At 75.2% G+C, this 24576-nt stretch carries 21 protein-coding genes; 13 read left to right on the top strand and 8 right to left on the bottom strand.

What is annotated here, in order from left to right:
• Positions 1-91 precede the first annotated feature (91 nt).
• From pcaF to DER29_RS03850, 9 genes are all read left to right on the top strand, one after another.
• Positions 92-1294 carry a 3-oxoadipyl-CoA thiolase gene (gene pcaF, locus DER29_RS03890; protein ID WP_121396065.1) on the top strand — a complete coding sequence of 401 codons (1203 nt, stop codon included), beginning with the start codon at positions 92-94 and terminating at the stop codon, positions 1292-1294.
• Positions 1295-1671: 377 nt separating this feature from the next.
• Positions 1672-2490, top strand: a complete 819-nt coding sequence (locus tag DER29_RS03885; RefSeq protein ID WP_121396064.1) for an SAM-dependent methyltransferase — start codon at positions 1672-1674, stop codon at positions 2488-2490.
• Between the two features lie 4 nt (positions 2491-2494).
• Positions 2495-4669 carry a bifunctional diguanylate cyclase/phosphodiesterase gene (locus DER29_RS03880; protein ID WP_121396063.1) on the top strand — a complete coding sequence of 725 codons (2175 nt, stop codon included), beginning with the start codon at positions 2495-2497 and terminating at the stop codon, positions 4667-4669.
• Complete coding sequence (locus DER29_RS03875; RefSeq protein ID WP_121396062.1) at positions 4666-5166, top strand: DUF456 domain-containing protein; 501 nt, start codon at positions 4666-4668, stop codon at positions 5164-5166. Before DER29_RS03880 ends, DER29_RS03875 begins: the two co-directional genes overlap by 4 nt.
• Before the next feature lie 765 nt (positions 5167-5931).
• A complete protein-coding gene (locus tag DER29_RS03870; RefSeq protein WP_121396061.1) occupies positions 5932-7293 on the top strand; it encodes a glutamine synthetase family protein in 1362 nt (453 codons plus the stop codon).
• Positions 7294-7440: 147 nt separating this feature from the next.
• Positions 7441-8796: an aldehyde dehydrogenase family protein gene (locus DER29_RS03865; RefSeq protein WP_121398989.1), complete on the top strand. Its 1356-nt coding sequence runs from the start codon at positions 7441-7443 to the stop codon at positions 8794-8796.
• Between the two features lie 4 nt (positions 8797-8800).
• Positions 8801-9568 carry a 3-oxoacyl-ACP reductase gene (locus tag DER29_RS03860; protein WP_121396060.1) on the top strand — a complete coding sequence of 256 codons (768 nt, stop codon included), beginning with the start codon at positions 8801-8803 and terminating at the stop codon, positions 9566-9568.
• Positions 9565-10278, top strand: a complete 714-nt coding sequence (locus DER29_RS03855) for a gamma-glutamyl-gamma-aminobutyrate hydrolase family protein (protein WP_121396059.1) — start codon at positions 9565-9567, stop codon at positions 10276-10278. Before DER29_RS03860 ends, DER29_RS03855 begins: the two co-directional genes overlap by 4 nt.
• 316 nt (positions 10279-10594) lie before the next feature.
• Positions 10595-14263, top strand: a complete 3669-nt coding sequence (locus tag DER29_RS03850; RefSeq protein WP_121396058.1) for a SpoIIE family protein phosphatase — start codon at positions 10595-10597, stop codon at positions 14261-14263.
• Positions 14264-14328: 65 nt separating this feature from the next.
• Here the strand turns inward: DER29_RS03850 and DER29_RS03845 are convergent, their stop codons facing one another.
• Positions 14329-14646: an STAS domain-containing protein gene (locus DER29_RS03845; RefSeq protein WP_233599632.1), complete on the bottom strand. Its 318-nt coding sequence runs from the start codon at positions 14644-14646 to the stop codon at positions 14329-14331.
• 95 nt (positions 14647-14741) lie between these two features.
• On the opposite strand from DER29_RS03845, the gene map reads away from it, so the two are divergent.
• Together map and DER29_RS03835 are read left to right on the top strand one after the other, a co-directional pair.
• Entirely contained in the window at positions 14742-15599 is an 858-nt protein-coding gene (gene map, locus DER29_RS03840) for a type I methionyl aminopeptidase (protein WP_121396056.1), read from the top strand.
• On the top strand, positions 15596-16312 hold the full coding sequence (locus DER29_RS03835) for a VIT1/CCC1 transporter family protein (RefSeq protein ID WP_121396055.1): 717 nt from the start codon (positions 15596-15598) through the stop codon (positions 16310-16312). Before map ends, DER29_RS03835 begins: the two co-directional genes overlap by 4 nt.
• 13 nt (positions 16313-16325) lie before the next feature.
• Here the strand turns inward: DER29_RS03835 and DER29_RS03830 are convergent, their stop codons facing one another.
• The 7 genes from DER29_RS03830 to DER29_RS03800 form a co-directional block, all read right to left on the bottom strand.
• Positions 16326-17051, bottom strand: coding sequence for a nucleotidyltransferase domain-containing protein (locus tag DER29_RS03830; RefSeq protein WP_121396054.1), 726 nt, complete (start codon positions 17049-17051; stop codon positions 16326-16328).
• A gap of 9 nt (positions 17052-17060) precedes the next feature.
• Positions 17061-17561 carry a nitroreductase/quinone reductase family protein gene (locus tag DER29_RS03825; RefSeq protein WP_121396053.1) on the bottom strand — a complete coding sequence of 167 codons (501 nt, stop codon included), beginning with the start codon at positions 17559-17561 and terminating at the stop codon, positions 17061-17063.
• 28 nt (positions 17562-17589) lie between these two features.
• Entirely contained in the window at positions 17590-20295 is a 2706-nt protein-coding gene (locus tag DER29_RS03820; protein ID WP_121396052.1) for an FtsX-like permease family protein, read from the bottom strand.
• A complete protein-coding gene (locus DER29_RS03815; RefSeq protein ID WP_233599631.1) occupies positions 20292-21050 on the bottom strand; it encodes an ABC transporter ATP-binding protein in 759 nt (252 codons plus the stop codon). Before DER29_RS03815 ends, DER29_RS03820 begins: the two co-directional genes overlap by 4 nt.
• Entirely contained in the window at positions 21047-21634 is a 588-nt protein-coding gene (locus tag DER29_RS03810) for a PadR family transcriptional regulator (RefSeq protein ID WP_121396051.1), read from the bottom strand. Before DER29_RS03810 ends, DER29_RS03815 begins: the two co-directional genes overlap by 4 nt.
• A 64-nt stretch (positions 21635-21698) precedes the next feature.
• Positions 21699-22145: a ferritin-like domain-containing protein gene (locus DER29_RS03805; protein ID WP_121396050.1), complete on the bottom strand. Its 447-nt coding sequence runs from the start codon at positions 22143-22145 to the stop codon at positions 21699-21701.
• Complete coding sequence (locus DER29_RS03800; protein ID WP_121396049.1) at positions 22142-22591, bottom strand: hypothetical protein; 450 nt, start codon at positions 22589-22591, stop codon at positions 22142-22144. Before DER29_RS03800 ends, DER29_RS03805 begins: the two co-directional genes overlap by 4 nt.
• Positions 22592-22820: 229 nt before the next feature.
• On the opposite strand from DER29_RS03800, the gene rimP reads away from it, so the two are divergent.
• Together rimP and nusA are read left to right on the top strand one after the other, a co-directional pair.
• Positions 22821-23522, top strand: coding sequence for a ribosome maturation factor RimP (gene rimP / locus DER29_RS03795; RefSeq protein WP_121396048.1), 702 nt, complete (start codon positions 22821-22823; stop codon positions 23520-23522).
• Positions 23519-24562, top strand: coding sequence for a transcription termination factor NusA (nusA, locus tag DER29_RS03790; RefSeq protein ID WP_121396047.1), 1044 nt, complete (start codon positions 23519-23521; stop codon positions 24560-24562). The genes rimP and nusA overlap by 4 nt, the downstream gene beginning before the upstream one ends.
• Positions 24563-24576: the final 14 nt, after the last annotated feature.

Here is a 24576-nt window from a genome sequence, read left to right as displayed (position 1 = left end):
CTGCGCGCGCGGATATCCTGGCGGCCGGGCGTCCCCGCGACCCGGAACCGCCCGCCCCCCGCCCCTTCCCACCCCCCGAAGGATCGCGCTGATGACCGTGGCATACCTGGTGGCCGGTGTCCGCACCCCGATCGGCCGGTACGCCGGCGCCCTCGCCGGCGTCCGACCCGACGACCTGGCCGCGCACGTGATCCGCGAGCTGGTCGCCCGGCACCCGTCGGTGGACTGGTCGCGGGTGGACGACGTGATCCTGGGCTGCGCCAACCAGGCCGGCGAGGACAACCGCAACGTGGCCCGGATGGCGGCGCTGCTCGGCGGGTTGCCCGAGGAGGTGCCCGGCAGCACGGTCAACCGGCTCTGCGGCTCCGGCCTGGACGCCCTCGCCACCGCGGCCCGCTCCGTCGTCGCCGGCGAGGCCGACCTCGTGGTGGCCGGCGGGGTGGAGAGCATGAGCCGTGCCCCGTTCGTGTTGCCGAAGGCGACCACCCCGTTCTCCCGCACCGCCGAGGTCTACGACACCACCATCGGCTGGCGGCTGGTCAACCCGCTGATGAAGAAGCAGTGGGGCATCGACTCCATGCCGGAGACGGCGGAGAACGTCGCCACGGAGTACGGCGTCGGCCGCGCCGAGCAGGACGAGTTCGCGTACCGGTCGCAGCAGCGGGCCGCGAAGGCGCAGGCCGACGGCCGGTTCGCCGAGGAGATCGTGCCGGTGACCGTGCCGGCGGGGCGGCGCGAGACCAAGCTCGTCGAGGTCGACGAGCACCCCCGGGAGACCTCGCTGGAGAAGCTCGCCGCGCTGCCCACCCCGTTCCGCGAGGGCGGCACGGTGACCGCCGGCAACTCGTCGGGCGTCAACGACGGCGCGGTGGCGCTGCTGGTCGCCTCGGAGGCGGCCGTGGCCCGCTACGGCCTCACCCCGCTGGCCCGGGTCGCCGGCGCCGCCGCGGCCGGCGTACCCCCGCGGGTGATGGGCGTCGGGCCGGTGCCGGCCACCCGGAAGCTGCTCGACCGCCTCGGCCTCGGCCTCGACGCGGTCGACGTGATCGAGCTGAACGAGGCGTTCGCCGCGCAGTCCGTCGCGGTGCTGCGCGAGCTGGGCCTGCCGACCGACGCCGAGCACGTCAACCCGAACGGTGGGGCGATCGCGCTCGGGCACCCGCTCGGCGCCAGCGGCGCCCGGCTGGCGCTGACGGCCGCGCTGGAGCTGCGCCGCCGGGGCGGGCGCCGGGCGCTGGCCACCATGTGCGTCGGCGTGGGGCAGGGCATCTCGCTGCTGCTGGAGTCCGCCTGACCCGTGACCCGGGCGCCACGGCGGAGCCAGTCGGTCCCGCTCCGGCCGTAGCCGGCCTTCTCCGCCACGCGGCAGGACACGGGGCCCAGGCGTGTAGCCGACCAGCGGGACCGGGCGCGCGGGAGGTCCGTTCGCCGGCCCGCCCGGTCCCCGTGCGTGGTCGGACCGTGACGGGGCCGGTTCCGGGTGCGGTGTCTGGTCCGTGACGGACATCCGACGGGCCGACGAAGTGGGTCATGGGACCTCCCGGACCCGGGCGTTCCCGGCCTAGAGTGGTGAGCACCACACGACCCGCGGGTCGGCCGGTGCCTCGCGTGCCCCACGCACCCCGGCAGCGGTTCCCTCCCGCACCGCGGCGACGACCATGAGGTGCAGCAGTGCAGATGCCGGACGGACTTCCCGCCGAGATCGACCTCTCCCGGCCGAGCGCGGCCCGGGTCTACGACTACTTCCTCGGCGGGGCGCACAACTTCGAGATCGACCGGCAGTTGGCCGAGCAGATCGCCGGCATGACCCCTAACCTGGCGGCGACCATGCGCGCCGGCCGGGAGTTCCTGCGTCGCGCCGTACGCACGCTGCTCGACGCCGGCATCGACCAGTTCCTCGACATCGGCTCCGGCATCCCCACCGTGGGCAACGTGCACGAGGTCGCCCAGACGGCCAACCCGAAGGCCCGGGTCGTCTACGTCGACATCGACCCGGTCGCGGTGGCGCACAGCCGGGAGCTGCTCGCCGGCGACGAACTGACCGGGGTGATCCACGGCGACCTGCGCGAGCCGGAGCGGATCCTGGCCGCGGCCCGTGACCTCGGACTGCTCGACTTCAACCGGCCGCTCGGGATTCTGCTCGCCGGGGTGGTGCACTTCGTCGGAGACGCCGACCGCCCCGGTGACATCCTGGCCACCCTCCGGGCCGCCGCGGCCCCGGGCAGCCACCTGGTCGTCTCGCACTCCACGTTCGAGGACCAGCCGCAGGAGATGCTCGACGCGCAGCGACTCTCGGCGCGTACCGACACCGAGATCACGCTGCGCTCCCGGGCCGAGGTGACGAGCTTCTTCGGCGACTGGACGCTCCTGGAGCCGGGTGTGGTGCACATGCCGCGGTGGCGCCCCGACTCGCCCTCCGACGTCGACGAGCACCCGGAGCGGTTCGGCGCCTTCGGCGGCGTCGCCCGGTACGACCAGCCCACCGCCTGAGCCGATGGCCGCCGTCCCGGAGCCCGGCGGCGACGACCTCAGCCGGTCGGGCGCCCAGCGGTACGCGGCCGAGTGGGCCCGGGCGGTGCGCCGGCTCGGTTTCGTGCCGCGCAGCGCGGCCGAGACCGAGCGCCTGCTGCACCTGCACACCGTCCGGCTGGCCCAGGCCCTGCTCGCCGAGCCCTTCTCGGCCCTGCCGGCCGAGGAGGTGGGGCGCGCGCTGGTCGAGGAGCACCTGACCGAGCCCCGGGTGCTCGACTGGTCGGTGCGGGCCCTCGGCGACCGGTTCCCCGCCCGGGTGGTGCCGGGCCGGGCGCACCGGGACGAGACGGCGCAACGGGTCGCGGCGTTGCAGGGCGGGCTCGCCGCCGGCTTCGCCCGCGCCCTGCGCGACCGTACCTTCGCCCAGCAGGAGCGGATCGCCCGCTCGGCCTGGCAGGCCCGCGACGACGTGGAGCAGGCCCTGCGGGACAGCGAGGCCCGGTTCCGGGCGGTCTTCGTGGGAGCGGCCACGGGCATCGGCATCGCCGGTGTCGACGGCCAGATCATCGACGTCAACCAGGCGTTCGCGGACATGCTCGGCTACTCCATCGAGGAGCTGCGGCAGACCAACGTGGCCGCGCTGTTCCACCCCGACGACGCAGCCGGGATGTGGGAGCTCTACCAGGAGTTGACGGAGGGCAAGCAGGACAGGGCCCGGGTGGAGAAGCGCTACTACCGCAAGGACGGCAGCGTGGTCTGGACGGACCTGTCCGTCTCGCTGATCCGCCACGACGACGGCCGGCCACGGTTCACCGTCGCGATGATCGAGGACATCACCGAGCGGCACGAACTCCAGCAGCGGCTGCGCTTCCAGGCGCTGCACGACCCGCTCACCGGCCTGCCCAACCGGACCCTGTTCTTCGAGACGCTGGGCCGGGTCTTCGAGGTCGCCGACGCGGCCCGGCGGGTCGGGGTCTGCTTCCTCGACCTGGACGGCTTCAAGGCGGTCAACGACAGCCTCGGCCACGACCTCGGCGACCGGCTGCTCGTGGTGATCGCCAAGCGGCTGGCCGACTGCGTCGCGGGCCGCGGCCACCTCGTCGCCCGGATGGGTGGGGACGAGTTCGTCATCCTGGTCGACGACGGCGCCGGCATCGACGACGCCGTACGCGTCGCCGAGGAGGCCCTGGCGGCGGTCTCCGCCCCGGTCCGCATCGGCGAGCAGCAGCTCGCGGTGTCGGCGAGCGTCGGCATCGTCGAGTGCCCGGTCGGCGGGACGAGCGCCTCGGAGCTGATGAAGGCCGCGGACACCACGCTCTACTGGGCGAAGGCTGAGGGTCGGGGCCGGTGGGCGGTCTACGACCCGGAGCGCGGCGCCCGGGACATCGCCCGTTCCGCCCTGGCCGCCGGGCTGCCGGCGGCGCTGGACCGGGGCGAGTTCGTCGTGCACTACCAGCCGATCGTGTCCCTGCTGGAGGGCTCGATGCTGGCCGTGGAGGCGCTGGTCCGGTGGCAGCACCCGGAGCTGGGACTGATCGGGCCGGACCGGTTCATCGGGCTCGCCGAGGAGACCGGCCTGATCGTCCGGCTCGGTGAGTGGGTGCTGCGCCAGGCCTGCCGGGACGCCGAGGCGTGGCGACGCGAGTTCCCCCGGGCCCAGCTGGTGGTCAGCGTCAACCTGGCCGCCCGGCAGGCCGACGACCCGGGGATCGTGGACACCGTCGCCGACGCGCTGGCCTCCACCGGGCTGCCGGCGGACCTGCTGCAACTGGAGCTGACCGAGAGCGCGGTGATGGGCACCGCCGGGGAGCCGCTGCGGTCGCTGCACCGGCTGGCCGCCCTCGGCGTACGGATGGCGATCGACGACTTCGGCACCGGTTACTCCAATCTGGCGTACCTGCGCCGGTTGCCGATCCACTGCCTGAAGTTGGCCGGGCCGTTCGTCGAGGGCATCCGGGGTGAGGATGCCGAGGCGGCGCCCGACCACCGGGACGAACGGATCGTGGACGCGCTGGTCCGGCTGGCGCACGCGCTGGAGCTGTGGGTCACCGCCGAGGCGGTGGAGACCGGGGTGCAGGCCGAGCGGCTGCGCGCGCTGCGCTGCGACACCGGGCAGGGGCGGTTCTTCGGGCCGCCCGCCCCGGCGGCGGAGATCACCGCCCGGCTGCGCGGCGACGAGCGGGGAGCGACGGCATGAGCCTGACGGACAGCGAGGCGGCGGTCGCCGTACTCGCCGGGTTGGCGATCCTCGCCGGGCTCGCCGGGGTGGTGGTGCCCGGCCTGCCGGCGCTGCCGCTGTGCTGGGGCGGGGTGCTGGTCTGGGCGATCTTCGGCGGCGCCGGGCCCGGCCGCTGGGCGGTGCTCGCCGCCGCGACCGTCGTCGCCGCCGGCGGCACCGTCGTCAAGTACGCCTGGCCGGGGCGGAACCTGAAACGCACCGGGGTGCCCACCTCGTCGCTGCTCGCCGGTGGCCTGCTGGGGTTGGTCGGCTTCTTCGTGATCCCGGTGATCGGGCTGGTGCTCGGCTTCGTCGGCGGGGTGTGGGCGGCGGAGCGGCTGCGGCTGGGCGACTCCCGGCTGGCCTGGCCGGCGACGAAGCAGGCGGTCGCGGCGGCCGGCCTGTCCATGCTGGTCGAGTTCCTCGCCGGTCTGCTCGTCGCCGCGCTCTGGGTCGCCGGCCTGCTGCTCACCTGAGACGGTGCGAGCCGGGCCGGTGCGCTGCGGGGCAGTGCGGGGCCGGGGCAGTGCGGGGCCGGGGCAGTGCGGGCGCGGTTGTGCGGGTCGGTGCGGTGGGAGGCGGCGGCGTGGGGCGTGCGTCGGGTACGGCGCAGCGCCGTACGGTGAGAGAGAGGTGACGTGCCCCGCGCCGCCGCGTGCCGGGCGGTCCGAGCGCCCGGCGGTGGCCCGTCGCGATCGGGCCTGGTCACGGGCTCAAGCATGCGGCGCACGCGCCCGGCACGGCAACGCAATTTGCCCGCCCGACCGCCCGCCGGGTCGCCTGGTCGCCCGCCGGGAGCGCCGGACGGGCCGGTAGCGGAGCTGTGCACCGCGCGACCGCCTGTCGAGCTGCCCCGTCGGGCGGGGCGCTCGGCCCGGCCCAGTGCGCGGTCCCCGGCGTGCGTGCCGCCCGGCGCAGTCCGGGCCGGCTTCGCCCGGTCCGGCCTGATCCGGTCCGGTCCGGTCCGGTCCGGTCTTGTTCGGCCTGGTCTGGTCCGGTCCGGCTCGATCCGGCCGGCTTGGGTCTGCGCGGTCGGGCTCGGTCCGGATCGGCCCGGTGTGCGGTCTCCGCCTCGGTCCGGTCCAGCCCGGCTCGCACGGTGGGCGCCGGTCTCATGGACGTGGCAGCTCGACACGGGCCGCCGGCAACACCCGCCGCCCCGGGGGCGGTTGCCGGGATGCCGGGCAGGGCATTGACGGTCAACCGGTTAGCCAGTAGACCTTGGTGATGGAGGCCCGCCGATGAGGAAAGCTCCGCTCACGTTGGAACAGTTGCGGGTCGCCGTCGCCGAGGGCGAGATCGACACCGTGGTGCTGGCCCTGGTCGACATGCAGGGCCGGTTGCAGGGCAAGCGGTTCCACGCGCCCTACTTCCTCGACGAGGTGGCCGCACACGGCAGCGAGGGCTGCAACTACCTGCTGGCCGTGGACGTCGACATGAACACGGTCGACGGGTACGCGATGTCGAGCTGGGAACGCGGCTACGGCGACTTCGCCATGGTGCCGGACCTCGACACGCTGCGCCGGGTGCCCTGGCAGCCGGGCAGCGCGCTGCTCCTGGCCGACCTGGCCTGGCTGGACGGGTCCCCGGTGGTCGCCTCGCCCCGGCAGATCCTGCGCCGGCAACTCGACCGGCTGGCGGCGCACGGGCTGACCGCGTACGCCGGCACCGAGTTGGAGTTCGTGCTGTTCCGCGACTCGTACGAGGACGCCTGGCGGCGCGGCTACCGGGACCTGACCCCGGCCAACCAGTACAACGTGGACTACTCCCTGCTCGGCACCGCCCGGGTGGAGCCGCTGCTGCGCCGCATCCGGCGGGAGATGGCCGGCGCGGGGCTCACCCCGGAGAGCGCGAAGGGGGAGTGCAACCTCGGCCAGCACGAGATCGCCTTCCGCTACGACGAGGCGGTGGCCTGCGCCGACCACCACGTGATCTACAAGAACGGGGCGAAGGAGATCGCCGCCCAGGAGGGTATGTCGATCACCTTCATGGCCAAGCCGAACGCGCGGGAGGGCAACTCCTGCCACATCCACTTCTCGCTGCGCGACGCCGACGGCCGCTCGGCGATGCTCGGCGACGGGCCGGCGCACCTGTCGACGACCGGGCAGCGGGTGCTGGCCGGACTGCTGGCCACGATGCGCGAGTTCAGCCTCCTGTTCGCTCCGAACATCAACTCGTACAAGCGCTACCAGCCCGGGTCGTTCGCCCCCACCGCGCTGCGCTGGGGCACGGACAACCGCACCTGCGCGCTGCGGCTGGTCGGGCACGGGCAGGGCATGCGGGTGGAGAACCGGGTGCCCGGGGCGGACGTGAACCCGTACCTGGCGATCGCGGCACTCGTCGCGGGCGCGGTGCACGGCATCGAGCGGGAGCTGGAACTGGGCGAGGAGTGCACCGGCAACGCGTACGACGATCCGGCCGCCGACCGGGTTCCCGGCACGCTCCGCGACGCCCTGGCCCTCTGGGAGGGCTCGACGGTGGCCGCCGAGGCGTTCGGCGACGAGGTGACGGCCCACTACGCCAACCAGGCACGGATCGAGCTGACGGCCTTCGACGCCGCCGTGACGGACTGGGAACTGACCCGTGGCTTCGAACGCCTCTGACCCCCCACCCCCCGTTCCGTCGATCAAGGAGTTGTGGTGGCCGTTTGGTGGCGGTCCGTGGCTTTCGTGAGGCACCACAACTGCATCATCGACGCCGCAGACGTCGCAGACGCCGCAGACAGCGGCAGGGAGAGGGGAGGGGTGGGCTTGAGTGAGGTGGTGGATCCGGCTACCGGGGAGGTCGTGGGGTTCGTGCCCGCCACGTCGATCGGGGAGGTCGATGCGGCGATAGCGCGGGCGGACGCGGCCTTCCGGCGCTGGCGGGGGGTGGCGCCGGGGGAGCGGGCGCGGGTGCTGCGGCGGTTCGCCGCGGTGGTCGACGCGCACCTGGAGGAGCTGGCGCGGCTGGAGGTGCGCAACTCCGGGCACACCATCGGCAACGCGCGGTGGGAGGCAGGCAACGTCCGCGACGTCCTCGACTACTACGCGGGCGCGCCGGAGCGGCTGACCGGGCGGCAGATTCCCGTGCCGGGCGGCCTCGACGTGACGTTCCACGAGCCGCTCGGCGTGGTCGGGGTGATCGTGCCGTGGAACTTCCCCATGCCCATCGCCGCCTGGGGGTTCGCGCCGGCGCTCGCCGCCGGCAACACCGTGGTGCTCAAGCCCGCCGAGCTGACCCCGCTGACCGCCCTGCGCCTGGCCGAGCTGGCGCGCGAGGCGGGGGTGCCCGACGACGTGTTCACCGTGCTGCCGGGCGCCGGGTCGGTGGTGGGGGAGCGGTTCGTCACCCACCCCGCCGTCCGCAAGGTCTGCTTCACCGGCTCCACCGAGGTGGGCACCCGGATCATGGCCGGCTGCGCCGCGCAGGTGAAGCGGCTGACCCTGGAGCTGGGCGGCAAGAGCGCCAACCTCGTCTTCGCCGACGCCGACCTGGAGCGGGCGGCGGCCACCGCCCCGTACGCCGTCTTCGACAACGCCGGTCAGGACTGCTGCGCCCGGTCGCGGATCCTGGTCCAGCGGCCGGCGTACGACCGCTTCCTGAAGTTGCTCGAACCGGGGGTGCGCGCGCTGCGGGTGGAGGACCCGGCCCGGGAGACCGCCGAGATGGGGCCGCTGATCTCCGCGGCCCAGCGGGACCGGGTGGCCGGGTACGTCGACGGGGCGAACGTGGCCTTCGCCGGCTCCCGCCCCGACGGCCCCGGCTTCTGGTACGCCCCGACGGTGCTGCTCGCCGACTCGCCCGCGGACCGGCACTGGCGCGAGGAGATCTTCGGCCCGGTCGTCTCGGTGCTGCCGTTCGACGACGAGGCCGACGCGTTCCGGCTGGCCAACGACACCGAATACGGCCTGTCCGGCTCGGTCTGGACCCGGGACGTGGGCCGGGCGGTGCGGGTGGCGCGGGCGGTGGAGGCGGGCAACCTCAGCGTCAACTCGCACTCCTCGGTGCGGTACTGGACGCCCTTCGGCGGGATGAAGCGCTCCGGGCTGGGCCGCGAGCTGGGCCCCGACGCGCTGCACGCCTTCACGGACGTCAAGAACGTGTTCATCGCGACGGAGGAGTGATCAGGTGCGGGGTCGTCTTGAGGGCCGGGTGGCCGTGGTCACCGGAGCGGGCAGCGGGATCGGGCTGGCCACCGTGCGGCGGTTCGCCGCCGAGGGGGCCCGGGTGGTCTGCGTGGACGTCGACCCGGAGGCGGGCGGGCGGGCCGCCGAGGAGGTCGGCGGCGAGTTCGTCGCCACGGACGTCGCCGACGAGTCGGCCGTACGGGACCTGTTCGACGGGGTGGCCGAGCGGCACGGGCGCATCGACGTGGCGTTCAACAACGCCGGCATCTCCCCGCCGGAGGACGACTCCATCCTGACCACCGGGCTGGACGCCTGGGAACGCGTGCTGCGGGTCAACACCACGAGCGTCTACCTCTGCTGCAAGCACGTCATCCCGCACATGCGCCGGCAGGGCCGGGGTTCGATCATCAACACCGCGTCGTTCGTGGCCCTGATGGGAGCGGCCACCTCGCAGATCGCGTACACGGCGAGCAAGGGCGGGGTGCTGGCGATGACGCGGGAGCTGGGCGTGCAGTTCGCCCGGGAGGGCATCCGGGTCAACGCGCTCTGCCCCGGCCCGGTCGCCACCCCGCTGCTGCTGGAACTCTTCGCCGCCGACCCGGAGCGGGCCGCCCGCCGGCTGGTGCACGTGCCGATGGGGCGGTTCGGGAAGCCGGAGGAGATCGCCGCGGCAGTGGCGTTCCTGGCCAGCGACGACTCGTCCTTCATGACCGCCGCGCAGTTCGTCGTGGACGGCGGCATCACCGGCGCGTACGTCACCCCGCTGTGAGCCGGCCACTGATCGGGATCACCGCGTACGTCGAGCCGGTCGGCTGGGGGGTGTGGCGGGACGTGCCGGCGGTGCTGGTGCCCGAGGCGTACGTCCGGGCGGTCACCGCGGCCGGGGGTCGGGCGGTGGTGCTGCCCCCGGACGACCGTGACGCGGACGTGCTGCGGGTGCTCGGCGGCCTGGTCCTGGCCGGCGGCGCGGACGTCGACCCGGCCCGGTACGGCCAGCTTCCGGCGCCCCGCACCGAGAGCCGCCCAGAGCGCGACGCGGGCGAGTTGGCCCTGCTCACCGCCGCCCTCGAAACGGACCTGCCGGTGCTCGGGGTCTGCCGGGGGATGCAGCTGCTCGCCGTGGCGGCCGGCGGGTCGCTGCACCAGCACCTGCCGGACCTGGTGGGACACGACCTGCACCGCCCCGCCCCCGGCGTCTACGGCGGGCACGGCGTGCGGTTCGCCCCGGGCAGCCTGGCCGCGACGGTGATGGCCGGGGTGGGGCGGGTCAACTCCTACCACCACCAGGCGGTGGCCGACCCGGGCCGGCTGACGGCGACGGGCTGGTCCGACGACGGGGTGGTCGAGGCGGTCGAGGATCCGCACCGGCCCTTCCTGCTCGGCGTGCAGTGGCACCCGGAGAACGAGCCCGACCCGCGACCGATCGCCGCACTGGTCGGGGCCGCCCGGGAAGGCCGGGCCGCTCTGGCGCGTCGCTGACACCGCTCCCTCCACCGTTCCGGCGGGCGTGGGAGGTGTCGCAGATCACAGTCGCCCGCCGGGTGGCGCCTGACCGGCTCCGCATCGTCCCGTCCACGGGACTGAAATGCCGCGCTGGTCCAGATTCGGGTGACCGGCAGTCCCGTGTGGATCCCGCCCGCGACGCCGCTGCCGGAGAGCGGCGGCCGGGTGTGGCGGACATGAACAGCGCACGGCGGGCGGTATGCGTTACGTTGCTCGTCCGTCGGGGTACCAAGCGGGGCACGGCCGGTCGGATCACCGGGCCGAGGCGGTGATGGCCGGAGCGGGAGGAACTATGAGCTCGGCCCAGGGGGGCATGGACGAGGGTTGCCCGTCCGAGGGAGGGCAGAGCGTCGAGTTCCCCCCGATGCTGGCCGCCGCCTTCGCCGGCGGCGGTGAGATGGGCGAGCTGATGGGCCGCCTCGACTGGTCCGCCCATCCGCTCGGCACCCCCGACCGCTGGCCGGCGACGCTCTGCTCGGCGATCGGCCTGATGCTCGCCTCCAGCTCGCAGATCGTCATGTTCTGGGGCGAGGACGAGCTCGCCTTCTACAACGACGCCTACCGCCCCACCATCGGTGGCAAGCACCCGGACGTGCTGGGCCAGCCGGCCCGTGAGCACTGGGCGGAGACCTGGAGCGTGCTCGGGCCGCTGCTGGAGGGCGTCCGGCGGGACAGCCGGTCGTACCGCGCGCAGGACCACCCCTTCCCGCTCGACCGGCGCGGTTTTCTGGAGGAGACCTACTTCGACGTCTCCTACGACCCGATCCTGGGCGCCGACGGCGCCGTCGACGGTGTCTTCTGCATCGTCAACGAGACCACCGGCCGGGTGGTCGGGGAGCGTCGGCTGCGGCTGCTGGCCGAGCTGGGCACCGAACTGGCCGAGGTGGACAGCAGGCCCGAGCTGGGTCGCACCGCTGCGGCGGTGCTCGACCGGCACCGGTCGGACGTGCCGTTCTCGCTGGTGTACCTGCTCGACGAGGCCGGCGAGCTGGCCCTGACCGGGTGCGGCGGCGTCGGCCCCCGGGCGGTCGCCACGCCCTTGCCGGCGCGGCTCGCCGAGGTCACGGCCGCCGGCACCGCCGCCAGCGTCGCCGTGACGGACCTGCTCACCGAGGCGCCGGCCGACGCGACCGGCGAGGCGCTGGTGCTGCCGGTCACCGCCGGGAACGAGACCGTGGGCACGGTGGTCGTCGGCGTCGCCCGCCGGCTGCCGCTCACCGACGAGTACCGGGACTTCTTCGACCTGGTCGCCGCGCAGATCTCCCGGGCCGTGGGGCGGCAGCAGGCGTACGAGCAGGAACGCACCCGCGCCGCCGAGCTGGCCGCCCTGGACCGGGCCAAGACCAACTTCTTCGCCAACGTCAGCCACGAATTCCGCACCCCGCTGACCCTGGTGCTCGGCCCGCTGGAGGACCTGCTGGCCGACCCGGCGCTGCCCGAGACGTACACCGACCGCCTCGCCACCATGCACCGCAACGCGCTGCGGCTGCTCAAGCTGGTCAACACGGTGCTCGACTTCTCCCGGCTGGAGTCCGGGCGGCTGTCCGCCCGCTACCAGCCCACCGACCTCGCCGACTACACCGCCCGGCTGGCCAGCACGTTCCGGTCGGCCACCCAGCGGACCGGGCTGCGCCTGGTCGTGGACTGCCCGCCGCTGCCGGCGCCGGTCTTCGTGGACCGGGACATGTGGGAGAAGGTCGTCCTCAACCTGGTCTCGAACGCGGTGAAGTTCACCTTCGACGGCGAGATCCGGGTGCGGATCCGCGCGGTCGACGGGGCCGCCCGGCTGGAGGTCACCGACACCGGCGTCGGCATCGTGCCGGAGGAGCTGCCGCAGATCTTCGAGCGCTTCCACCGGGTGCCCGGGGTGCGTTCGCGCAGCCACGAGGGCACCGGGATCGGCCTGGCGCTGGTCCGCGAGCTGGTCGAGATGCACGGCGGCGAGGTGGCCGTGCGCAGCGGCGTCGACGAGGGCAGCACGTTCACGGTGACCGTCCCGTTCGGCGCCGGGCACCTGCCGGCCGAGCGGGTCGTCGACGCCGGCCCCCCGGGGCAGGTCGAGCTGGCGCAGGCCGACCTCTACGTCGCGGAGACGGCGCTCTGGACCGGCGCCGTCGGGCCGGCCGACGGCGCCGGCTCGACGCGGGGGAGCGGCGCCGCCGGCCGGATCCTGGTCGCCGACGACAACGCCGACCTGCGCGAGCACGTCACCCGGCTGCTCGCCCCGTCCTGGGAGGTGGTCGCGGTCACCGATGGCGTGGAGGCGCTGCGGCACGCCGTCGACGGCTCGTTCGACCTGGTGCTGACCGACGTGATGATGCCCCGGCTCGACGGGTTCGGGCTGGTCGCCGCGTTGCGCGCGGATCCGCGTACCCGGCACGTGCCGATCGTGCTGCTCTCCGCCCGGGCCGGCTCCGCCGAGGAGGTCGCCGGGCTCGCGGTCGGCGCCGACGACTACCTCACGAAGCCCTTCTCCGGTCAGGAGCTGACCGCCCGGGTACGGGCCAACGTCGAGCTGGGCCAGCTCCGCGGGCAGATCATCCGTGGGCTGCGGGCCCTGGCCGACGCGGCGGTCGCGGTCAACACCGCCCGCTCCACGGCCGACGTGCTCCAGGTCGCCGCGCGGCACGCCCTGAGCCTCGCCGAGGCCGCCCGGGTGGTGGTCTCGGCCACCGGGATGCGCTTCGAGGCCGACGGCGGCGGGCTGGCCTCGATCGAGCCGTCCTTCGTGCTGCCGCTGACCGGCACCACCGGCGAACGGCTCGGCGAGCTGCGGGTCTGGCGCCCGGACGGTGACGGGACCCACACCGACGAGGCCGCGCTCACCCAGCTCGCCCGGCTGGTCGGGGTGCGGCTGGAGAACGCCCAGCTCTACGAGGCCGAGCACCGCATCGCCACCACGCTCCAGCACAGCCTGCTGCCCCGGTCGCTGCCGCAGCTGCCGGGCGCCCTGGTGGCCAGCCGCTACCTGCCGGGCAGCGCCGACGTGGAGGTCGGCGGGGACTGGTACGACGTCGTCGCGCTCGGCGACGACGAGCTGGTGCTGGCGATCGGCGACGTCGTCGGCAAGGGCGTACGGGCGGCCGCCGCGATGGGCCAGCTCCGCAACGCGCTGCGGGCGTACGTCCTGGAGGGCTTCGATCCCGGCGAGTCGCTGACCCGGCTCAACCGGCTCGTCGGCACCAACGAGGGGCGTTCCTTCGCGACGGTGTTCTGCCTGTGGTTCAGCCCCCGCACTGGCCGGATGCGGTACGCCAGCGCCGGTCACCCGTCCCCCCTGCTGATCCGAGGAGACGACGTGGCGTTCCTGCACGACCGGGCGCTCGGGCCGCCGGTCGGCGCGATCCCCGACACGGCCTACCGGACGGTCGAGGGGGAGCTGGCCGCCGGGAGCCGGCTGCTGCTCTACACCGACGGGCTGATCGAGGACCGGCAGCTGGGCATCGACGCCGCGCTGGCCACGCTGCGGCAGGACGCGGCCACCCCCGGCGAGCACGTGACCGACCTGATCGACGCCGTGGTGGAGCGGGTCGCCGGGCGACCGTTGCGCGACGACGTCGCGGTGCTCGCCCTGGAGGCGGCGGAACTCAACCGGTTCGCGCTGCGGCTGCCGGCCGATCCCACCCGGCTCAGCGTGCTGCGCAAACGGCTGGAGGACTTCCTCGTCGCGCACAAGGTCAGCGAGACGGACCTGTTCGACCTGACGGTCGCCGTCTCCGAGGCCGCCGCCAACGCCATCGAGCACCCGGTCGAGCCGGCCGAGCCGACGATCAGCGTGGAGGTGACCGTCTCCGACCGCACGGTGGTCGCCACGGTGCGCGACAGCGGCCGGTGGCGGGAGTCGACCGGATCGGGCTTCCGGGGGCGGGGGCTGTCGCTGATCGAGGCGCTCGGGGAGCTGTCGGTGAACCGTACCGCCGAGGGGACCGAGGTGACGCTGCGGCGGCGACTGGCGGACTGAGCGCGCCGACCGGCGGTGCTCCGGCGCGCGACCGGCGGTGCGGCGGGGGCCCAGGGCGGGAGGGCTCAGGCCGGGCGGAGCCAGGCCTGATCGCCCAGGCCGGAGATGTCCAGCACCCGGTGGACCTGCCGCGACGGCAGCACGGTGAGCGTGCCGGGAAGATGCTGGGCCAGCCGGACCACGGCGTGGATCGCCGCCGAGTCGAAGAAGGTGACTGCCCGGAGATCGAGCGTCACCCGCTCGGCCGACTCCCGCAGCGCGGTCTGGAACATGACGTCGGCGGTCGCCATGTCCACCTCGCCGGTGATCAGGACGCGGAGGTGGCCGCCGTCGATCTCCGCCTGGGCGGAGAAGACGGGAGTCGTGCCACCCCCTTGATCCACGGAGCCACAATTGCACAGCGGACCGGGCACGGCAACAACCGCTCCGGGTGGGCGGTGGCGGGGGTCACCACCGCGCGCGGCGATAAACTCGCGTCATGACCGTCCGTGCGCCGCTGACCCCCGGCACGCTCACCCCGTTGCGGCCCGTGCCCGCCCACATCGTCCGCCCGGAGTACGTGGGCAAGAAGCGTCCGCAGGAGTGGCGCGGCTCGCACGTGCAGACGCCGGAGACCATCGAGAAGATGCGGGTCGCCGGTCGGCTCGCGGCGCAGGCCACCCAGCTCGCCGGCGAGCACTGCAAGCCCGGCGTGACCACCGACGAGATCGACCGGGTCGTGCACGAGTTCCTCTGCGACCACGGCGCGTACCCGTCGACGCTGGGCTACAGGGGCTTCCCGAAGTCGTGCTGCACCAGCCTCAACGAGGTGATCTGCCACGGCATCCCCGACTCCACCGTGCTCGCCGACGGCGACATCATCAACGTCGACGTGACCGCGTACCTCGACGGGGTGCACGGCGACACGGACGCCACCTTCTGCGTGGGCGAGGTCAGCGAGGAGGCCCGGCTGCTGGTCGAGCGGACCCACGAGGCGATGATGCGCGGCATCCGCGCCGTCGCCCCGGGCCGCCAGATCAACGTGATCGGTCGGGTCATCGAGTCGTACGCGAAGCGCTTCGGCTACGGCGTCGTCCGCGACTTCACCGGCCACGGGATCGGCGAGGCGTTCCACAGCGGACTCTACGTGCCGCACTACGACAGCCCCCGCCCCACGGACGTGATGGAGCCGGGGATGACCTTCACCATCGAGCCGATGATCACCCTCGGCACCCACGAGTACGACATGTGGGACGACGGCTGGACCGTGGTGACGAAGGACCGCAGGTGGACGGCCCAGTTCGAGCACACCATCGTGGTGACCGAGGACGGGCACGAGATCCTGACGCTGCCGTGACGGACACCCCGGCGGCGCTGCGTGAGGCGCACCACGCGGACGTCTCCGGCGGCTGGCTGCGCCCCGCCGTCTTCGGGGCGATGGACGGGCTGGTCACCAACATCGCCCTGATCGCCGGGGTGGCGGGTGGCGGGGTGTCGCCCCGCAGCGTCGTGCTCACCGGCGTGGCAGGCCTGGTGGCCGGCGCCATCTCGATGGGGCTGGGGGAGTACACCAGCGTCCGCTCGGCGAACGAACAGGTGGCGGCCGAGGTCGCCAAGGAGCGTCGCGAGCTGGAGCGGCACCCCGAGGCCGAGGCGCGCGAGCTGGCCGAGGCGTGGGTCGCCCGGGGACTGCCGCGCGACCTGGCCATGGAGGTCGCCCAGGCCGTCCGCCGCAACCCGGACGAGGCCCTGCGGGTGCACGTACGGGAGGAGCTCGGCGTCGACCCCGACGAGCAGCCCAGCCCCTGGGCGGCCGCGATCTCGTCGTTCCTGTTCTTCTCGGTCGGGGCGCTGGTGCCGCTGCTGACGTACCTGTTCGGCGCGACGAGCCTGTGGCTGGCGCTCGCGGTCGGCGGGCTCGGGCTCTTCGTGGCCGGGGCGGTGGTCGCCCGGTTCACCGCCCGGTCCTGGTGGTCCGGCGGTCTGCGTCAGCTCCTGCTCGGCGCGGCGGCGGCCGGCGCCACGTACCTCGTCGGCACCCTCATCGGGGTGCAGGGCGGGCTCGGCTGAGCGCGGGGCCTCCTCAGCCGTCGAGCAGGTCGTCGACCGTGCCGTCGACGGGGCGGCCCCGGGCCGCCAGCTCGTCCGCCTGGCGGGCCAGGACGACGCCCACCTCGGTCATGTCCGCGCCCGCCAGGCCGGTCCGGCGCACCGCGTCGCCCGGGTCGCGGAAGTAGGTGCGGCTGAGCAGGCCGGCGACCGTGGCCGCCGCCAGCCGTGCCTCGCCGAGCATCAGCAGCGCCTGGTCGGTCTCGTACCACTCGGCCAGCCGGGCGGCCCGGGCGTGCGCCGCGCCGCCCCGGTACCAGGCCCGGCGGGCCGCCGTGCTGAACTCGGCCGGCCGGGCCCGGGCCAGCCGGCCCAGGTGCTCGTCGCGCAGCGTGCGCAGCCAGCCGGTGGGGTCGTGCAGCGCCCGGGTGCTGACGTAGCGGTCGGCGGTCAACGGCCAGAGCGGGGAGATCACCCGGGCCTGGCGCAGGTAGTCGTCCGCGCCGGCCACGGTCAGGTCGACCAGCACGCCGTCGACCCGCCGGGTCGCCGGGGACGGTCCGCCGCCGGGCCGGTACGTCACGACCAGCAGCCCGACCTCGCCGTCCCCGCCGCCGTCGTCGTCGCCGTGGGCGAGCGGCCCGTGCACCGCGACCGCCAGCACGTCGGCCGGGAACCGCCGGCGCGCGGCGTCGGCGACCCGCTCGGCCACCGCCCACCGTGGATCGTCGGAGTGGGGTTCGCCGTCGGCGCCGGTCACCGCACCAGCCTATTCGCGCCCGGTCGGCCCGCCCGGCACGCCGCGCCCGGTGGGCACCAGCCGGAAGACGAGGATCTCCCGGCCGCCGGCCCGCTGGGCGTACGTCCGGTAGGCGGGCCACTCGGTGACCAGCAGCGTCCAGAGGCGGTCCCGTTCGGCGCCGGTGGCGACCTGGGCGCGCACCGGGACGCGGCGGCCCTTGACGGCCACCTCGGCGGCGGGATCGGCGCGCAGGTTCATCGCCCAGCCGGGCTGGTGGGTCTGGCCGAAGTTGGAGCCGACCACCACGTACGCGTCGCCGTCGGGCACGTAGAGCAGCGGATTGCTGCGCGGCTTGCCGGAGCGGCGGCCGGTGGTCGTGATCACCAGCGACGGGATGAGCCCGAGCGCGACCACCCGCCCCCGGGTGAGCCGCCCCACCATCCGGTCGGCGGGGACGAGCAGGCGGACGGCGGCGCCGAACCAGCGGTGGTGACCGACACGGCGGGTCAGGGCTCCCAGCACGGGCACGGCGACCAGTGTGCCCGCTCCCGGCCCGTCAGTCGAGACGTCGCTCGACCGGCAGGCGGGACCGGGTGAAGAGGCCCGCGCCGAGCATCGCGACCAGCGGCACCACCACCAGGACGCCGAGCGTGGTCCAGGGAATGACCACCGGGTACGGCTCCGCGACCGGCCACAGGCCGGCGTAACGGCGGTTGAGGGCGGTCAGGATGATCGACGCGGAGCCGAGGCCGGCGACGATGCCGAGCGCGGAGCCCAGCACGGCGATGACCCCGGACTGGCAGAGCGAGAGCAGCCGACGCAGCCCCGGGCCGGCGCCGACCGCCGCGAGGGTGGACAGGTCCGCCCGCCCCTCGGCCGCGGCCAGCCCGGTGGCGATGCCGGCGGCGCCCACGGTGATCACCCCGGCCGCGGCGGCCAGCAGGAGCAGCAGCGGCCGTCCCGTGTCCGCCAGGGCACCCCGCTCGATCTCCACCTGCGCGCCGAGCGGGCGTACGGCGGCGACGAACCGGTTCTGCCGGTCCTCGTCGGGCACGCCGTCGGCGGTGATCGCCCAGCCGAGCGGGCGGACGGTCAGCCCGAGCCGCTCGGCGGCGGGCCGGGAGAGCAGCAGCCGGTGCGCGCCCAGCCCGGTGGGCAGCGGGTACCCGGCGACGGTGGTGCTGGTCGGGGTGTCGGGCCGGGCCTGCCCGGGGCGGGTCACCCTGACGTCGACCCGCCCGTCGCGCACGTAGCGCGGATCGGTCACCACCGCGCCCCCGGCCCGCAGCACGGCGGTGGCGGCGGCGACCTCGGCGGGGGCGGCGCCGGTGAGCACCGGCAGCGCCGCACCGTCGTCCACCACCACGTGGAAGTACCCGCCGAGGTGGTCCTCCGGGACCGTGCAGCGGGCGTCCGCGCGGGCCCGGCGCTGCTGCGCCGGGCTGAGCCGGTCGCCGGGCGTCCACGGGCAGGCGCGCTCGACCGGCAGCACCGGCGAGACCACGCACGGGTCGGTGTCGGGGCCGCCGCACCCGGGTTCCGCGAGCGGCGCCACGGCCCGCACCCCCAGGTGGGCGCGGGCCGCCTCGGCGACCCGGGGCAGGGCGGGCGGCTCGTTCGGGCCGTGGCTGGTCACCAGCACGGTGCCGGCCGGCAGGGCGGGCCGGTACATCGTGGCCGACCGGGCGTCGTCGCTGGCCAGGTACACGCCGATGGCGACGCTCCCGGCGACGGCCGCCATCACGGCGGAGATCGCCGGGGCGGTGGACGACCGGTTGCGGCTGGCGTCGCGCAGCGCGATCCGGGGCGCCAGCGGCAGCGACCGTCCGAGGCGGGCGAGCAGCCCGACCAGGGTCGGGGTGGCGAAGACCAACCCCAGTTCGCCGAGGACCAGGCCGGCGAGGATCACCGCCGGCGCGGTCCGGGCCGCCCCGAACGCGGCCACCGCGGCCCCGCCGACGGCCAGGGCCACCCCGGCGGTGAGCCAGCGTCGCCGGTGCCCGGGCGGGGTGCGCCGGCCGGCGAGCCCCGCCACCACGTCCTGCCGGGCGGCCGTCCAGGCCGGGGCCAGCGCGGCCAGCACCCCGGCCAGCACCGCGACGGCCGCGATCGCCGCGAGGGCCTCCGGCCAGCAGCGGTACGCGCCGAAGCGTGCGCCGAAGAGGTGCTGCTCCACCAGCGGGCGCCCGGCGAACGCGGCGGCGACGCCCAGCGCGACCCCGACGGCGGCGCCGAGGGCGCCCAGCACCACGCCGTCGGCCAGCACGATCCGGCGCAGGTGGGCGTCGTCGCCGCCGGCCACCGCCACCAGCGCGAGGTCCCGCCGTCGCCGCCGTACGCCGACCGCGAACGCCGGCCCGACGAGCAGCACCACCTCCAGCAGCCCCAGCCCGCCGACGAGCACCGAGACGCTCATCCCCTCCACGTCCATCGGAAGTCGGACGTCCGGTCCGAACGCGACGAGGTCCGACGCGGGGGCGGGAGTGCGGGCGTGGACCAGGATGCCGTGCCCGTTGAGCCGGCGGAACAGTCCCTCGTCGGGGGGCCCGGGCAGGTCGACCAGCCAGCTCGTGTCCGGCTCGGTCTCCATCCGCCCTTCCGACGGGTGCAGCGTCACCACCGCGCCCAGGTCGTCGGGGTACTCGGCCACCCCGACCACCCGCCAGGAGCGGGCGCCGTCGCCGGAGGTGACGATGCCGCCGAGGCGGGCGTCGAGGCGGCGCAGCGCCGCCGGGCTGACCGCGATCTCGTCCGGCCCGGCCGGCGCCCGCCCCGAGTGGAACCGGACCAGCCCCCGCCCGAGCGGATCGGTGAGGTCGACGGCGCGTCCCACGATCGTGTCGTCGATCCGCTCGCCGACCCGGGCGTCGAACGACACCCAGCGGCGCAGCGGGACCACCCGGCTCCCGGCCGGCAGCAGGGCGGTGACCTGCTCGGCGGTGACGACCCCGGCCGGGGGCGCGTCCTCCCGGTCGGCCTGCCAGGCGTCGCCCCAGGCGCTCTGCACGATCGGCTGCCGCACCATCCAGCCCAGCTCCGCGTCGGCCGCCCCGAGCTGGCGGTCGGTCCGCTCGGCGGGAGTCAGCTCGGACATCCGCCAGCTCACCGCGGTGAAGGTCAGCACCAGCACCGGAAGCGTGATCATCGCCAGTACCAGCGCCGTACGCCCCCGGGCCCGCCGGGCCTCCCGCCGGGCGATGCGCAGCGCGGCCCACCAGGAGCCGGCCGCCCGGGCGAGTCGGCCGCCCCGGCCCGGGCTCACCGACCGCTGCCGCTCAGCAGCTGCTCCACGCTGCCCAGCGGGGCCGTCGTGTCGACCAGGACCCCGTCGCGGAGGAAGACCACCCGGTCGGCCCAGGCGGCGTGCCGCGCCTCGTGGGTGACCAGCACGGCGGCGGCCCCGGCGTCGACCCGCCGGCGCAGCAGGTGCAGCACCGCCTCGCCGGTCTGCGAGTCCAGCGCGCCGGTCGGTTCGTCGGCGAGCACCAGCCGGCGCTCCCCGACGAGCGCGCGGGCGATGGCCACCCGCTGCTGCTGCCCGCCGGAGAGCTGGTCGGGGAACCGGTCGCCCAGCTCGGTCAGGCCCACCTCGGCCAGCGCGTCCAGCGCCAGGCGGCGGGCCCGCCGCACGCCGGTGCCGTCGAGTTCGAGGGGGAGGGCGACGTTCTCCACGGCGCTGAGGCTGCCGAGCAGGTTGAGGTCCTGGAAGACGTAGCCGATGCGGCGGCGCCGCACCTGGGCCAGTCGCCGCCGGTCCAGGGCGCCGAGCGGCTCGCCCTCCACGTACACCTCGCCCGCGGTCGGGCCGTCCAGCCCGCCGGCCAGGGCGAGCAGCGTCGACTTCCCCGAGCCGGACGGTCCCATCACGGCGACGAGTTCCCCCGCGCGCACGGCGAGGCTCACCCCGCGCAGCGCGTGCACGGCCGCCGCGCCGGCGCCGTGGGTGCGGTGCACGTCACGCACGTCCAGCACTGGCGTGCCCGGGCTGCCGTCCGCCGGCCGGTTCCCCGTGCTCACCGTCGCGCCTCCTCGTCCGCCCGGTCCACCGCCTCGTCAGGCGTCGTCGGGACGCGGCCGGGCTCCGCCGGACGGTAGCGCACGAGGCTGCTCTCGCAGTGGTCCAGCCAGCGCACCTCGGCCTCGGCCTGGAAGACCATGGCGTCCAGCACCAGCCGCCACGGCAGGTCCTCGGGGCGGTCGCTGGCGTACTTCAACCGCGTCAACTCCTGCAACGTCCGCATGGTCGCGCTGCGCTGGGTCTGCACCACCGACCGGACATCCACCCCGGGGGTGGTCAGCGCGAGGGCGAGCTTGATCGCCAGCTCGTCGCGGGGCCGGTCGGTGCGGCTGATCGGGGTGGCGAACCACAGGGCCAGGTCCGTCCGCCCGGCGTCGGTGATCTCGTACGGGCGCTGTCCCGTCTCGCTCTCGGGCAGCGACCGGACCAGCCCGTCCCGTTCCAGGCGGGACAGGGTGGTGTAGACCTGCCCGATGTTGAGCGGCCAGGTCGAACCGGTCGACTCCTCGAACGCGGCGCGGAGCTGGTAGCCGTACATCTGGCCGCGTTCGAGCAGGGCGAGCAGCCCGTGACGGATGGACATGGCAACGGAGTATGCATACCTGGTATGCGACCCGCAACCGGAGCAGGCGCCGAGGGGCCGCCGATCAGGCGGGGCGGCCCGGGAACGGCACCGTCAGCGGGGTGATCCCGGCCGTCCGCCGCCAGCGGGTGGCCCGCAGGGCGTACTCGACCAGGGCGGCCAGGGCCCTGTCCCGGTCGGCGCCGCTGGTGGCCGGCACCGCCGCCCGCCAGAACGCGGCCGTGCGCTCCTCCACCTCGACGGCCAGCCGTAGCGCGCTCACCCGGTCGGTGACCGGGAACGGCAGCGTGTAGCCGGCCCGGTCCGGCGGGACGTTCCCGCCGGCGGCGCTCAGCTGCACGATCAGGTCGTCACGGCGGCGCCGGTGCGCGGCCTCCGCCTCCTTCGCGGCGTTGCGGGCGGCGCCGGTGAGGCGTACCCCGATGGGCCCGTACGCCCAGATCGCGGCGTACTCGGCGGAGAGCGCCGCGCCCAGCGCCCCGGCCGGACCCGACGGTGTCGGCGCGGTCACCGCAACGCCTCCACGTGCGTGGCCCGGGCGGCGGCGATCGAGGCGAGCAGCGCGGCCCGTTCGGCCGGCGCCGCCGCGCAGGCCCTGGTCGCCGCCTCCCGGGCGGCGCGTTCGTCCTCGCGCAGCGCGGCCCGCGCCGCCGCCGGGTCGCCCGGCGCGGCGGGCGTGGCCGCGGCGGACGCCGAGGGCAGCGGTACGCCGACGACCCGGGCCAGTTCGGCCGCGTGCGCGCGGTGCGCCTCGGCGATCGGCGTGAGCAGGCCGGCGAGCGCGGGGTGCGCGGCGGCGGCGTCCCGGTGCCCGGCGGCGAGCCGGAGCGACTCGTCGAGCAGCGGGGTGAGCGGATCCGGCCCCGGGGTGGGCTCGTCGTCGCGGTCGAGGAGGCCGCAGCCGGTCAGCGGCGCCGCCGCCCCGCCGAGCGCCAGGAGAGCCCCGGCGCGCAGCACCTTGCGCCGGGAATGCCCGGTCGTCTCGCCGCGTCGTGTCGTTCTGCCCGTCGCCACCGGACAAGTCAACACCATCACCGGCCGTACGTGGGCGATCGGCGTCGGTGCGCCGCCCGGCCCGGCACGCGGCGGGCGCGTTACGCTCTGCGCAGCCACCGGCGCGTCAGCTCCGGTGGCGTGCCGGCATGGCGGCCGACCGGGTGCCGTCGATCAGCAGGAGGGTGCGGAGATGACGCAGCGTGGCCGTGCCACGAGGTCGACGGGTCCGGCGGGGAGACCCCGACGCGCCGACGCCCCACGGGGCGGGGAGCGTGCCGGCGGCCCGCGCGGCGACCTCGCCGCCCGGCGGGCCCGGCTGCGTGAGGTGATCGAGCCGGTGGTCGCCGGCGCCGGTTACGACCTGGAGGACCTCTCCGTGTCCCGCGCCGGCCGGCGGCACGTGGTGCGGGTGATCGTGGACGCCGACGGCGGGATCAACCTGGATGCCGTCGCCGTGGTCTCCCGGGCCGTCTCCGCGGCCCTCGACGCGGCCGAGGAGGCCGGGGGCGACATCGTCGCCGGGGAGTACCAGCTGGAGGTCAGCTCCCCCGGCGTGGACCGGCCGCTCACCCTGCCCCGGCACTGGCGGCGCAACGTCGGCCGGCTGGTGAAGGTGACCGCCCGCGGCGCGGGCGCCCCGACCGGCCAGCAGGCCGGGCAGCCCACCGGCGACCGGCAGGTCACCGGCCGGGTGGTCGAGGCCGACGACGAGCGCGTGGTGCTGGAGACCGACGCCGGCCGCGCCGTATGGACGTACGCAGAGCTCGGCCCCGGCCGGGTGCAGGTCGAGTTCCACCGCCTCGACGAGATCGAGGAGACGGACGAACCCGACGACATGGACGACACCGACGACTTCGACGACGAAGATGATGTGGAGGACGAGGAGAGGTGAACATCGACCTCGCGGCGCTGCGCGCACTCGAGCGCGAGCGGGAGATCCCGTTCGACACGATCCTCGCGGCGATCGAGACCGCGCTGCTGACCGCCTACCGGCACACCGAGGGTGCGGAGTCGCACGCCCGGGTGGAGATCGACCGCAAGTCCGGCGCGGCCCTGGTCTACGCGCAGGAGCTGGACGACGACGGCGCCGTCGTACGGGAGTGGGACGACACCCCGCACGACTTCGGCCGGATCGCCGCCATGACCGCCAAGCAGGTGATCCTCCAGCGGCTGCGGGAGGCCACCGACGAGGTGCACTTCGGCGAGTACGTGGGCCGCGACGGTGACCTGGTCACCGGCGTGGTGCAGGCGCACGAGGCGCGCAGCGAGAAGGGCATCGTCAGCGTCGACCTCGGCAAGCTGGAGGGCGTCCTGCCCCAGTCCGAGCAGGTGCCCGGCGAGCGCTACGTGCACGGCGAGCGGATCCGCTGCGTGGTGGTGCACGTGGCCAAGGGGATGCGCGGGCCGCAGATCACCCTCTCCCGGTCGCACCCGGCGCTGGTCAAGAAGCTCTTCGCGCTCGAGGTGCCGGAGATCGCCGACGGCACGGTCGAGATCGGCGCGATCGCACGTGAGGCGGGTCACCGCACGAAGATCGCGGTCCGCTCCACCACCCAGGGCGTCAACGCCAAGGGCGCCTGCATCGGTCCGATGGGGCAGCGGGTACGTGCCGTGATGAGCGAGCTGCACGGCGAGAAGATCGACATCATCGACTGGTCGGACGACCCGGCGACGTTCGTCGGCAACGCCCTGTCGCCGGCCAAGGCCCTGCGGGTCGAGGTGGTCGACCTGGCCACCCGCACCGCCCGGGTGACCGTGCCGGACTTCCAGCTCTCCCTCGCCATCGGCCGGGAGGGGCAGAACGCCCGACTTGCTGCCCGGTTGACCGGTTGGCGGATCGACATCCGGTCCGACGCCGAGCAGTCCGGTGCCACCGGCCGGGGCGGAGCTGATCACGTCCCGGAGCCGGGCGGCGCGATCTCGGGCGCCTAGGGGTAGACTTTCTC

The organism is Micromonospora sp. M71_S20 (assembly GCF_003664255.1).
Lineage (GTDB): Bacteria > Actinomycetota > Actinomycetes > Mycobacteriales > Micromonosporaceae > Micromonospora.
This window is presented reverse-complemented; position numbering and strand designations above follow the sequence as displayed.

Bases quoted from the DNA above. Each gene is read 5' to 3' on its own strand.
- pcaF (WP_121396065.1), top strand. From the start codon at position 92: ATGACCGTGGCATACCTGGTGGCCGGTGTCCGCACCCCGATCGGCCGG.
- DER29_RS03880 (WP_121396063.1), top strand. From the start codon at position 2,495: ATGGCCGCCGTCCCGGAGCCCGGCGGCGACGACCTCAGCCGGTCGGGC.
- DER29_RS03875 (WP_121396062.1), top strand. From the start codon at position 4,666: ATGAGCCTGACGGACAGCGAGGCGGCGGTCGCCGTACTCGCCGGGTTG.
- DER29_RS03870 (WP_121396061.1), top strand. From the start codon at position 5,932: ATGAGGAAAGCTCCGCTCACGTTGGAACAGTTGCGGGTCGCCGTCGCC.
- DER29_RS03850 (WP_121396058.1), top strand. From the start codon at position 10,595: ATGAGCTCGGCCCAGGGGGGCATGGACGAGGGTTGCCCGTCCGAGGGA.
- map (WP_121396056.1), top strand. From the start codon at position 14,742: ATGACCGTCCGTGCGCCGCTGACCCCCGGCACGCTCACCCCGTTGCGG.
- DER29_RS03810 (WP_121396051.1), bottom strand. From the start codon at position 21,634: ATGTCCATCCGTCACGGGCTGCTCGCCCTGCTCGAACGCGGCCAGATG.
- rimP (WP_121396048.1), top strand. From the start codon at position 22,821: ATGACGCAGCGTGGCCGTGCCACGAGGTCGACGGGTCCGGCGGGGAGA.